Raw genomic sequence first — 12,148 nt, 5'->3', positions numbered from 1 at the left:
TCTAAACGACCTGCACGGCGATACGATGACAGGCATTATTTAAGTACCCCTTTGGATTCCATCCAGGTAGGACCATAGGCTGACTCACTCCGTCGCTGTCTGTGGCTTTAGCCCATACTTCGTAATAACCTTTTTGCGGAAACAACAATGTGCTGTGCCAATGTTGCCAGGCATTTCGGTTTAGTGCTTTAGATAATTTGACCCGTTGCCAAGTTTGACCAAAATCCATGGACACCTCAACCTTATCAACTTGTTTATCACCTGCCCATGCGTGACCATTGACACCTAATTTGTTAGCCAGTAGGTGTAACTCACCTGATTTTGGGAAAGTAATCAACGACTTTACTGGCATAGCATGGATAATACACATATCTTCGTCTGCTACTTTAGCGCCAGGAGCGACAGCGTTACAAGGCACACGATAAGCAGTTCCGGTCATCTTAGCACCATCATGTACTTGGTTTCGGATAACAATTTTTTCTACCCACTTGCCTGAGGTAGAGGCCGGCCAGCCTCCAAACACTAAGCGTAATGGATAACCATTCATCACAGGTAAATCGTCGTCATTCATCGCCCAGGCGATCAACGATTCGTTTTCTAACGCTTTATGTATCGGTACGCCACGAGAAATGGGATCTTTGTTCGGATCGCCAGTTAAGTGTGAGTCTTTTCCATAATAACCAATATAAACGGCATCATCTTTCACACCGACGTCTTTTAATACATCAGCTAATCGCACACCTGTCCACTTAGGGCAACCTACTGCTCCATTTGTCCATTGATTACCTTTAGCGGGCGGGCTAAATTCAGCACGTCCATTGCCACCGCATTCAAGAGTTAGCTGATAGGTGTAATGAGTAAAGCGCTGTTTAAGGTCTTCTAATGTATAGGTTTTGCTTCGTTCGGCCGACTCTCCTTCAATAGTCAGTGTCCAACTTTTAACATCAATTCTTTGCGGGGGAATGCCGTTGTTGCGCACAAACAATTTGTCTGCTGGCGTCACATCATCATTGAGTAAGTGAGCCGGTGTTTCAGCATTAATAGGTCTGTCGTTTAAGACCACAAGTTCTGAGTCTTTGCCTGGGATGAAGAAAGGAGTTAATGTCTGTGCAAAGGCCACTGGGATAGATCCTAGAGGCATAAAACGCGCAAACACTATCTCACTACCAATAAGTGTTGTCATGGTCGCTATCCCAGATAAAAAGCGACGTCTATTAATAGGAGTTTGGTGATGTGACTGATACTTATCAGCTGATACATTTGTTTGTTGCTTGACACTTATATTGGTTTGGCCTTCGGTATCACTCATATTAGACCTTGATGGTTAAATGTAAGGTAAGCTTAAAAGTATTAAGCCAGCTATCCAGAGTGTTTCTAACACTAAAAGTAAAATGGGTTTCAGTCCTACTTTTAACAATTGCCCCAAATCTGATTTCATACCAATAGCAGCAATTGAAATGACTAAAGCAAAACGTGAAACATCTGTGGCACCTTGCGTCACAGCTTCAGGTAAGTCGACTAAGCTATTCAGTGTCATCAACAACACAAAAGCAATCAAAAAGGCAGGGATACCAGGAGGTTTGGCATCTGAAGTTTTATCTAAATTCAATCTCAGCACTAACAATATACACACCACTACCGGCATTAAAAACGCGACTCTAACTAATTTAGTTAATGTGGCTAGATCACCCGTTTCTTCTGATACCGAATACCCAGCACCTACTACTTGAGCCACATCGTGAATGGTGCCACCTAAAAAAATACTAGTATGAGTAGGATTCAGATTAAGTAGGTCTGCCACTATTGGGTACATCACCATAGCCACTGTAGATAATGCTGTGACAATAACAATTGTTAGTAAAGTATCACGGTCTTTATCTTTACTATCGGGTAATACTGCGGCAATCGCCATAGCTGCAGAAGCTCCGCATATACCAACGGAGCCACCAGTTAGAACGCCAAAACGTTTTTGCAAGCCAAACACTTTAGCTAAAACAATGCCAAGGCCAATAGTGCTGGCAATGGCCACTATTAACAACAGCGCAGTTTTCCACCCCAGTGCGGCTAAATCACCAAATGCAATACGCAAACCTAATAACCCCACACCTATACGCAAGATATGACACGCAGTAAACTCAATGCCCTCTTTGCATGTGGTGCCTTCGTACAAGAACGACATAGCGATGCCTAGCAATAAGGCAAATAGCATAGCAGGTGCGCCGTAATGTTCACTTAAGAACAATGCGGCTAAACCAACAATGACAGAAATTAAAACACCCGGCAGCTTAGTTTTTATATACAATTTATTGGCTCGTATGGTGGTAAATATTTTCGGAAGTAACCGTTACAATATGTCTAGTCGATGGCTAAAGAAACCAACACTTGCCGTTTACGCTCACCCAAAAATGGGCGTCTACCGTGCATAGTCATATAATTGTCGACCAATGCAACATCTCCGTCTTGCCAAGGTAAGTCAAATGTATACTTTTCAGACAATTTAACGGCCAATTGCAATCCTTCCAAAGGAATATCAGCACCATCACCAAAGGTAATCGCACTGGACGGATTTTCACGTACACCTTTCCAGCCCATGTATGCAGCAATCAATTGATTGTAAAATACTTTTTTATCGTTACCCATATCGATCACAGCAGGTAATATTGGAGTCGTAGCACGTAAGCTACCATCCGCTAGCCATTCCCAGCTGTATCCCAGCAGAGTCAATTTTTGTTCAGCTTCGACGTCATCTTGCACACTTAATGTGCTTTTCCAACTGCGCCCCTGTCCAGAGTTAGGATCATCTTCTGCCGGCATCTGAGTAGTATATTTGAGGCCTTTGCTCACAAAATCTGCCGCAAGTGCTGGCATTTGTTTGGCTAAATCTTCAAACAACATATCAGAGCGACATAAAGGTGTTTCGCCCCCTTCTTCTGCAGCACTTTTACAGAAGAAAAACAATTTGCTTGGTGAAATAGGTGTTTGTGCCATTTCATGATGTAGAAATATTTCTACATCTTTAGGCGCTTCGTTTGCGGTAAATACCCTTTCGGTAAAGTTTATTCTAACGGCGTTCGACAATGATTCTTTGTAAGTGAAATTTGGATAACCAAAAGAATTTGAGAATTCATCAAATGTTTCAGCCGAGCTAACAGGAAACCCTCTGAATAAAATAGCACCAGACGCGCGTAACTTAGCCTCAAGTTCACTAGAGTTAAATTTAATCCAATCGGCACATTCTTGCTGTGTTGTCAGCGAACCATCATTAACTACAACACTGGGGAAAACTGAATCTCCGCAGTTCAATTGATGTGGCACTTCTACATAATTAATCGGTTGCATAACCTGTCCCCTCTCTAATCGTAAATGGGGTGAAAAGTATTAAAGGCAGCTTCGCAGAAGTTACCCGGATCATTAAATCGCCTATTACTGTTGAGCGCTGAAATCCCACTCATTTCCTGTGAAGTCAGTTCAAAATCAAAAATATCTAAATTTTCTTTTAAACGTTCCGGACGAGAAGTTTTTGGAATAATAGCGTTACCACGTTGTATGCCCCAGCGTAACACTACTTGTGCAGCAGTCTTTCCTAATCTTTGCGCTGCTTGTTTAACCACCATTTGTTCCAACACAGATTCTGCCGCACCAGCCATATCTAACTCTAAGTAGGATAAAGCGCCAAGAGGTGAGAAGGCAGTAACCTGAAGCTCGTATTGCGTGGCTAGGCGCATCAATCTCTCTTGAGTTAAATAAGGATGCGATTCCACTTGTAGTACCGAGGGTTTAACTCGAGCATAAGACATCAAGTCATGTAATAGGCCTGTGTTGTAATTACATATACCAATCTGTTTCGTCAGGCCTTGTTCATAAATAGCCTCCATTGCTTGCCATGTTTCAAACAAAGGCACAGCTGCTAATTCCATTTTACCGACAGCGAGGTCTGTGATCCACTCTGGTGGATAACGATCGTTAAAATCTACAAAAGGTTGAGCGATAGGGAAATGAATCATATACAAATCAAGATAATCCAACTGTAAATCAGCTAATGTTTTCTCCAAAGCAGGCTTCACATGTTCTTTGGCATGATAAGTATTCCACAGCTTTGATGTCACCCACAAATCTGCACGGGTGCATAGTCCATCGTCAATAGCGCGCTTGATGCCCTCACCTACCTGAACTTCGTTACCGTAATCACTAGCACTGTCCAAATGGCGATACCCCGCTTTAATGGCGTTATACACCGCATCAGCACAGATATCCTGAGGTATTTTCCAAAGACCAAAGCCGACCTTGGGTATCTTTTCATAACTATTTGGCATCTATTGTTTCCATTTTATAAAGCGTGAATTTCATTTTATGTCTTATATAAGACATAAGTTAAGTGAATGCTTAAACTTTGTCAAATTTGGTGTAGAGGCAAAAAGAGTATTTAGGGGAAGCTGAAATCTTTAGACCGACAGCCTAGAGCAGTTAAAATCGCAAAAATGACATCTTTTATGAATAGTGATAAGCAAAAATTGTTTAGGAGTCGGGGGACGGCTGCGTAGTTCAGGAGATACGCTTATCGTGAAAATAATGATTATTTACTTTGAAGTTATTGCTTCTTAAATAAAAATTGTACGGTCCAGCTTTAATTACCTACTCCTTTGGCTGTAGAAAAGAAGTAGGTCGTTCAGCAGGCAAGACCTACGCTCAATACGGTTTAAGAAGCATCATGCTGCAGTCGAGTAAAAACAATTCAGATTCAGCGCCTGCACTCAACTATTCATATTCAAACAGCGTCTTCTTCAGCGTCATTGTCACTTTCGCCACGTGTCTTAATCTGCAAACCCTTTAAAAAGTTACGCATTATTTGATCATTACAGGCCCGATATTGGCGATTTTCTGGTTTTCTAAAAAAGGCACTTAATTCGTGTTTACTGATTTTAAAGCCACTCAAATCCATTGTTTCTAACACGGCTTCAGCTTGCATATTGAGGGCTATTTTTAATTTCATAAAAATAATGTTGTTGGTGAGTTTCCGCTCAACTGGTGCTTCAACACCTTCGCGTTTACCACGATTCATATTAATCAGACCATTCAAAAACAGTGAAAACTGAAGATCGGTAAGCTCAATAAAAGCTGGGTCATCATCTTTGCGTAGCCAAGTGTGCAGTTGCGCAACAGTAGCGGGATAATCGGCTTGGGCAAAAATTTCAACCATTTTTGCGTCGTTAAAATCGAAGATATAGCGCACACGGCGCATGACATCGTTATTGATCATAATATTCCTAAAAACGAGGTTGGTTTATCCAACCTTAAACATACTATCAGTTTAAAGCTTTTTATAATGATTGCGTCATTTTATTGGAAGATTAATATTTATGCTCATACTTATTCAATTATATTTAGGCAAAAGCCATAGAATTACTCAGACAAAAAGGACAACTGAAGCTTTTATAAATTGGTATCAACTCGTAATAATTCAGATGTTTGACTAGCCATGTATACAAATCCAGCTCCATTAAAATAATATTGAAGTGCCACTTTTTTTTAATGACCGTTACTCAGTTACTCATCTTCTCAAATTTAAAAAATAAAACTGATTTGTTGCCGCTGAGACTTCATTCTTTTGATTTGTTGCTCTCTTGCGAGGACTCTGAGCCTGTCCATCCGACTCAGAATATTGTCTGCATCTTCAGACATTTGAGCCTGACTGCACAGATCCATAGTGCAGTAATGCTCAGTGTGAAGGGTCTGATTGAAGTAAATGCGATTTCCCACATTATTTGTTTTATTACTTGTTTTATTACTTGTTTTATTATTTACCCTGTTGTTTGCGCTATCACTTCCACCACTGATTAGATTTGAATAACTGTTCATGTTGGCTCCAATAAACAACTGTCTATACGTACAGTATATTATCGATTGTTAATTGCGCAACTAATTTTTTAAAGCCAAGTTCTTCACCATTAGTTATTAAATTATGTTTAAAGCTAAAAGTAGTGTTCGTCTAGTATCAGCCGGTTCAATAACAGCATCAATTTCCAGAACACTGGCCACTTCTTGGGCTTGGCCTTTTTGGTACTGCTGTGCTAAGAGTTTCTCATATAATATTTTTTTTGCCGATGAGTCCTGTACTGCTGCTAATTCTTTTTTAAAACCGAGCTTTACCGCGCCTTCAAGCCCCATTGCGCCAAACTCACCTGTGGGCCAAGCCAGAGTATAACTAGGTTGACTGGTATTTCCGCCCAACAATGCCTGTGCACCTAAGCCATAACATTTCCTCAAAACAACAGCGACTAATGGCACGGTAAGTTGGCTACCTGCAACAAACAATTGAGACAGCCTGCGCACTGCGCCTTTATTTTCGTGTTCTGGCCCCACCATAAACCCGGGCGTGTCACACAGTACAACAATAGGTATAGAAAACTGCTGGCAAAGATGCATAAATTGACTGGCTTTTTCTCCCGCATCAACATCAATGGCTCCACCTAATACTTTACAATTACTGGCTAAGACTCCTACTGGGTTACCTTGTAAATGCATAAAACCAGTAATAATAGCGGCTCCAAATAGTGCTTTAATTTCAGTAAAAGAGTCGGTATCTGCGAGAACATGAATGATCTCTTTTACATCATATACAAAACGCCTGTCTTGAGGTAAAACTTGATTAAGAGGTTGTTGGTCTGCAAATGTCCATTTTTGTTCATCAACTAAAGGTCCTTGAAAATACAGTAGACATTTCTGCGCCATTTCAGCTGCTTGTTGCTCGTTTTCTACTAAAATATCTATGACACCATTTTTGACTTGTTTAGCGCTGGGACCAATATCAGTCGGTTTAACCAGACCTAAACCACCACCTTCTATCATAGCGGGTCCTGCCATCCCTATCCATGAAGACTGAGTGGCAATAGTAATATCTGCAGCGCCGAATAAAGCGGCGTTACCTGCAAAACAATAGCCATTGGCTACTGATATACGTGGTACTTTTCCTTGTAAACTTGCCCATGTGGCAAAGGATTGGCATTGCAAACCTGAATTAACGGTGGTGATATCTGTATCACCGGGACGACCACCACCTCCTTCGGTAAACATAACCACTGGATATTTTTTGTCTGCTGCGACAGCTAATATGCGATCTAGTTTTAAGTGGTGAAAATATCCTTGTGTACCTGCTAGTACGCTGTAATCATTGATTATTATGGCGGTCTGGGTGTTTTTTTTTGGGACTAGACCTAGGTTAATGTGTCCTATGCCAGTAATAACACCATCAGCGGCAGTAGCAGATTTTAAATCATCATAGTCTCGACGTAACCGCTGTGCCGCGACTGCCATTTGTCCATATTCCATAAAACTTTCTATAGGACATAAATTTTGTAGGTTTTGTCTGGCTGTTAGATAACCTTTTTGCTGGCGTTTCTGTTGTTGTTCATTTCTTTGTTTATCAAGTGTAAGCGCTTCTCTGAACCGCAGCTCATCTAATAACCTTTGATTGGTATTATCAGTGATGTGTATTGCTTCAGTCTTCACTTTGTTAACGCCATCTGCAAACATATCCACCAGCGGCATGCCTACGAAGCACTCGTCCTCGATTTTAACAAAAACTTTGCCTATTTTTCCTGAAACCTCGGCGCACACTGTGGTTTGCATTTTCATTGCTTCAATAATAATCAAAGGTTGGTTGATATTTACCTGTTCGTTTTGGCCCACTAAAACGGCTACAACAAATCCTATATTGGGTGCACAATATGTATGAGTAGGCACGTCCTAACTTCCCTCTAGTAAAAATCGTTCAGCACGTTCAACTTTGCGCGGTTTTGCTGTAATCACGATGATATCTCCGACGAGTAAAAGCATATTCTGGTCTGGCTCTGACAGTTCATGGTTGTCCCTTCTGAGGCCTTTGACGCTAACACGCCATTGTTGTAAATTTAGATAACGAAGTGATTTACCTACTGCATAGGCGTTTTCTGTCAAAATAACTGCATGCATAAATTCCATTTTATCTTGTCTAACGAAGTCAAGTTCGGTGGTTTCACCGGGAAAAAAGCCATGCATGTTGGCATAATGGCCCTTTCGTTCTTTGCGCACGCGTTTGAGTATTCGAGACATTGGTACACCAGATAACTGCAAAACCTGAGTCACTAACATAAGACTACCCTCGAGAATTTCCGGAACCACTTGTGATGCACCTGCTGCAAGCAATTCTTCCATACGATGATCTTTTCTGGTTCTAACCACAACAGGTAAGTCTGGATACAAACTTTTTACTAAGTGAATGACACTCATCGCTTTTTCATGTTGGTCAAAGGTAATAAGTACTAGTTTGGCTCGTTCAATACCAACTGAACGTAATATATCTTTTTGTTTGACATCACCAAAATATACAGGCTCGCCTGCACTTTGACTTTCTTGCACGCGGATAGGATCAGCATCAACCACCATATAGGGGATAGCTTCAATTTTTAACAACCGACTAACTGATTGGCCCACTCGGCCAAATCCAAAAATCAGTACGTGGTCAGTCAATTGTTGATCTTGGGCTGAAAGTTGTCCTAAACCTTTAATATTAGGGGTTGCTTCAGGACTAATTGCTCTAGCAATATTAGGACTCTTATCAACTAACCAGGGGGTAATAGCCATACTCATCACGCCAATAGTTAATAATAACGAACCTTGCTCTGAGCTTAAAATAGCATGGTCTACAGCCAGTGCTGCCAGCACAAAACTAAACTCGCCTAATTGACAAAGCTTAAGTCCAGCTGCCCAAGCATCTTGTTTACCTAATTTAAAAATCTCAGCAGAGATCCGTATAAGTACCACCTTTAGCAATACAATAATCATCAAGCCGAGTAGCGCCCAGTGTATCTGGTTTGGTAAATTATGAAGTTCTAAACGCATCCCGATAGTGATGAAGAATAAGCCCATCAAGATATCTCTAAAAGGTCGAATATCGGCTTCTAATTGATACTTATATTGGCTCTCACCTAACATCATGCCAGCCAAAAAAGCGCCTAATGCCATGGAAAGACCGAAAGAAAAAGCTAAACCAGCGGCCATTAAGGCCACCATAATGGTAGTTAATACGAAGAGTTCATCGGTGCGAGTGCGGGCCACTTCACTGAACACTTTGGGTAACACCCATTTACCGATAGACAATAAAATGCCAACGACTAGTAACCCTTTCAAAAAGGCCATTGAAATGGCAATACCTAAGCTTTGTTCGGAATCATTAGCCAACAAAGGTACTAATATTAGCAAAGGCACAACAGCAAGATCTTGAAGTAATAATATGCTTACCGCAATTTGTGCACGAGGAGTATTCAGAATACCTAAATCACTGGTTTGTTTAATCACAATAGCAGTAGAAGATAACGCTATAATTCCACCTATCACTAAGGATGCTTTTCCATCAAAACCAAGTAAATAGGCTAAGCCCATAAATACTGATGTGGTCAACAGCATCTGTGCCAATCCCACGCCAAATACTAGATGACGCATTGCTAACATTTTCGGAAGTGAAAATTCTAATCCCAATGAAAATAACAAAAAAACAATACCTAGTTCAGCAAAATTTTCCATATCTTCGGGATGTTCAAATAAGGCAAGTAAATCAGGACCCGCCAAAATACCACAGAATAAATAAGCCAAAATAGGTGGCAAATTAATACGTTTAAATAGCCAAACAGTTACCACTGCTACGGCCATTAAAATAGTAATATTACCTAAATTCCCGTGCATATTTTATGTCTATCCTTTTATGTTATTTGCTAGGCACAATACTTGCTAAACAATAATTATTAGATGTATTTGCAAAGTAAATCGTCATTTTATTGTCAGGAGAAACTGTTGGAACAACTTAACCCGTTTTACGACTCAAACGTCAATGAACCTTATTTCAGCCTAGAAGAGCCTGAGCAGGGACTCGACCATGCTCAGAATCAAGGGTTAACACAAACTCAGCTTAATAAATTCATTCTGAAATTACTAACAACCATAGACTTACCCAAGCTGACCAAGTTATATTTCCAACAATTACAAAATACCCTACCGATGTCTGAACTAAAAATCCAGTTCGAAGACAATAGACTTAAATTCGGTCGTCCAGTGAAAAATGCACACTTAAAAACCCTTAATTGCATACAAAACAATAGCCCGTTAGCTGTAATGGATTATTCATTTACACAACCTTTGTCGCTCAGAGACTGGCAAATATTACAACAGATGCATATGAATTTTTGTTTTCCTTTTAGGAACGCATTAGAACATCATAAAATCAAACAATTTGCCATGAAGGATTTTTTGACATCATTAGGTAACAGAGCCAGTTACAATGATACTATTGTTAGAATGGCAAATCATTCACGTCGACGTCAACAACCATTTGGCCTGATAATACTAGACATAGATAACTTCAAACAAGTTAACGATGCTTATGGGCATCAAGAAGGCGATAAGGTGCTAGTAGCCTTCGCCAATACCATTTTACAAAGTCTTAGAGAGTCTGACTTTGCCTTTAGATTTGGCGGTGATGAATTTTGCTGTTTACTACCAGAAGCTAATAATCAAACCAATAACTTGATTTCAGAGCGTGTCCATCATGCTATTGGCTCAAACTTAATACTTCAACAACATAAAATATCTTGTAGTATTGGCAGCACGACCTATAGACAGAATGATTCACACATTGGCCTTTTTTCACGTGCTGACGAAGCACTTTATGCTGCAAAGCAAGCGGGTAAGAACTGTATCAGAACCGCATAGGAATTAACGGCAGTAAATTGAATTATCACGGCAAAATGTTGCCGCGAAATCCATAAAACTTAAATGTAATTTGCTCCAACTAGCGTTGAAAATTATGACAAGCATACAAACAATCAAATGATGTAAGTAAACGACGGAGCAATATAAACAATTTATCGAAACAACACTTTTTCTTGGTTAAACCAATACACACAGAAAGCAAACAACGCGCCGGCAATCAGTACAGTGGAACCGAAGATAGCGAACAACTGGTAGTAGTCCATTGTACCTTTGATTAGTTCTTTCATGGCTAACGACACGTTCGTCAATGGCACCCAAGCCCAGCCTCCTTTTAACTCCACGCCAGGCAACATCGAGAACATAACAGGTACAACAACCAAAATAGTCATAGGTCCCATATAACTTTGCGCCTCTTTAAAACTTTTAGCATAGATGGAGATACTCAATAATACCGATGCAAAAATCGCTACCACAGGCATCAGCATCAAAAAAATCAGTAGAAAATCAAGCATCGCAATTTGCGCCATAAAATCTGCCACAAATTTAATTGCCATACCTTGGCTTAAAACCAAGCCCCAAATCACCATACTGGCCACCGTAATAAGCGCGGTCATGGTACCAGCGAAACTTACGATTAAGAATTTTCCCATTACAATTTTATTTCTATCTATGGGTGAAATCAATAAAGTCTCAAGTGTACCACGCTCTTTTTCACCCGCACCAATGTCGGTTGCGGGCGCCATGGCCCCAGTGAGACAGATTATAAATAAAAAGTAAGGCAACATCTTTCCAATTTTTTCGCCCCAGTTTTCTCGATCATCTGCAGTATTAACTTTCTCCAGAACTATCGGCTCTATCAGAGCACTTTGTTGTGCAACATCTAACCCTAAGCTAGAAAAAGCCGTTTCTTGAAATAACTCTGACTGACTTTTAACAATTTCATTTACCCGTCTGTAAACGAGATTTAGTCCTGCATCGTTGAAATGTAGCTTAATGTTAGCCTGACCATTTATTAGTACATCGTTAGAATAATTTTCTGGAATTTCCAAGACAAAATCGACGGTGTCATTGCGAATAATCGAGGTGTAATCGGCGTCTGCCTCTATTTCTACAAGGCTAAACTTTTCTGGTTGTTGTAGTTCAGTAACAATATCAGGTGCATATTGTCCACCTACCAAAGCATAATTGAGTACTTGAGTTTCAGCTTTATCTATAGCTTGTTTACTCACAAAACCAATAATCCCAATCATCAAAGGGAAGATTAATAACGGCAGGGCAATCATAAAAAATAATGTTTTACGGTCGCGAAGTAATTCTTTTAACTCTTTTTTAAATACTAACCACATATTTTAGTCTCTTAATTTATAAGCCGTTGAAGACTCTTAATTTATAAGCCGTTGAAGACTCT

General features: G+C 40.2%; 10 protein-coding genes. 1 reads left to right on the top strand and 9 read right to left on the bottom strand.

The annotated features are described in order from the left end of the window. Position 1 precedes the first annotated feature (1 nt). The 8 genes from QZ562_RS02500 to QZ562_RS02465 all read right to left on the bottom strand — a co-directional run bounded on the left by QZ562_RS02500 (position 2) and on the right by QZ562_RS02465 (position 9,717). On the bottom strand, positions 2-1,309 hold the full coding sequence (locus QZ562_RS02500; protein ID WP_293756470.1) for a sulfite oxidase: 1,308 nt from the start codon (positions 1,307-1,309) through the stop codon (positions 2-4). 15 nt (positions 1,310-1,324) lie between these two features. Continuing rightward, positions 1,325-2,302, bottom strand: a complete 978-nt coding sequence (locus QZ562_RS02495) for a putative sulfate exporter family transporter (protein ID WP_293756468.1) — start codon at positions 2,300-2,302, stop codon at positions 1,325-1,327. A gap of 53 nt (positions 2,303-2,355) precedes the next feature. Continuing rightward, a complete protein-coding gene (locus QZ562_RS02490; protein WP_293756465.1) occupies positions 2,356-3,339 on the bottom strand; it encodes a TauD/TfdA family dioxygenase in 984 nt (327 codons plus the stop codon). 14 nt (positions 3,340-3,353) lie between these two features. Continuing rightward, positions 3,354-4,313, bottom strand: coding sequence for an aldo/keto reductase (locus QZ562_RS02485; protein WP_293756463.1), 960 nt, complete (start codon positions 4,311-4,313; stop codon positions 3,354-3,356). Between the two features lie 452 nt (positions 4,314-4,765). After that, positions 4,766-5,257, bottom strand: coding sequence for a DUF1456 family protein (locus QZ562_RS02480; RefSeq protein WP_293756461.1), 492 nt, complete (start codon positions 5,255-5,257; stop codon positions 4,766-4,768). Between the two features lie 305 nt (positions 5,258-5,562). Continuing rightward, the gene (locus QZ562_RS02475; RefSeq protein WP_293756459.1) at positions 5,563-5,856 is read right to left on the bottom strand and encodes a hypothetical protein; all 294 of its coding nucleotides are present in this window, start codon (positions 5,854-5,856) and stop codon (positions 5,563-5,565) included. A 96-nt stretch (positions 5,857-5,952) separates the two neighbouring features. Beyond that, positions 5,953-7,740 (bottom strand): carboxyl transferase domain-containing protein, encoded by a 1,788-nt coding sequence (locus tag QZ562_RS02470; RefSeq protein ID WP_293756456.1) that lies wholly within the window; start codon positions 7,738-7,740, stop codon positions 5,953-5,955. A 3-nt stretch (positions 7,741-7,743) separates the two neighbouring features. Further along, a complete protein-coding gene (locus QZ562_RS02465) occupies positions 7,744-9,717 on the bottom strand; it encodes a cation:proton antiporter (RefSeq protein ID WP_293756452.1) in 1,974 nt (657 codons plus the stop codon). Between the two features lie 108 nt (positions 9,718-9,825). Here QZ562_RS02465 and QZ562_RS02460 point away from each other — a divergent pair, with 108 nt between their 5' ends. Further along, complete coding sequence (locus tag QZ562_RS02460) at positions 9,826-10,740, top strand: GGDEF domain-containing protein (protein WP_293756449.1); 915 nt, start codon at positions 9,826-9,828, stop codon at positions 10,738-10,740. A 152-nt stretch (positions 10,741-10,892) separates the two neighbouring features. Here QZ562_RS02460 and QZ562_RS02455 read toward each other — a convergent pair whose 3' ends face one another. Continuing rightward, complete coding sequence (locus QZ562_RS02455; RefSeq protein WP_293756446.1) at positions 10,893-12,086, bottom strand: ABC transporter permease; 1,194 nt, start codon at positions 12,084-12,086, stop codon at positions 10,893-10,895. Between the last annotated feature and the right edge of the window lie 62 nt (positions 12,087-12,148).

Origin of the sequence: uncultured Paraglaciecola sp., from assembly GCF_913058035.1 — a bacterium.
In the GTDB taxonomy this organism is placed as follows: domain Bacteria; phylum Pseudomonadota; class Gammaproteobacteria; order Enterobacterales; family Alteromonadaceae; genus Paraglaciecola.
Note: the sequence above shows the minus strand (reverse complement) of the source record. Positions and strands in the feature narration are given on the sequence as shown.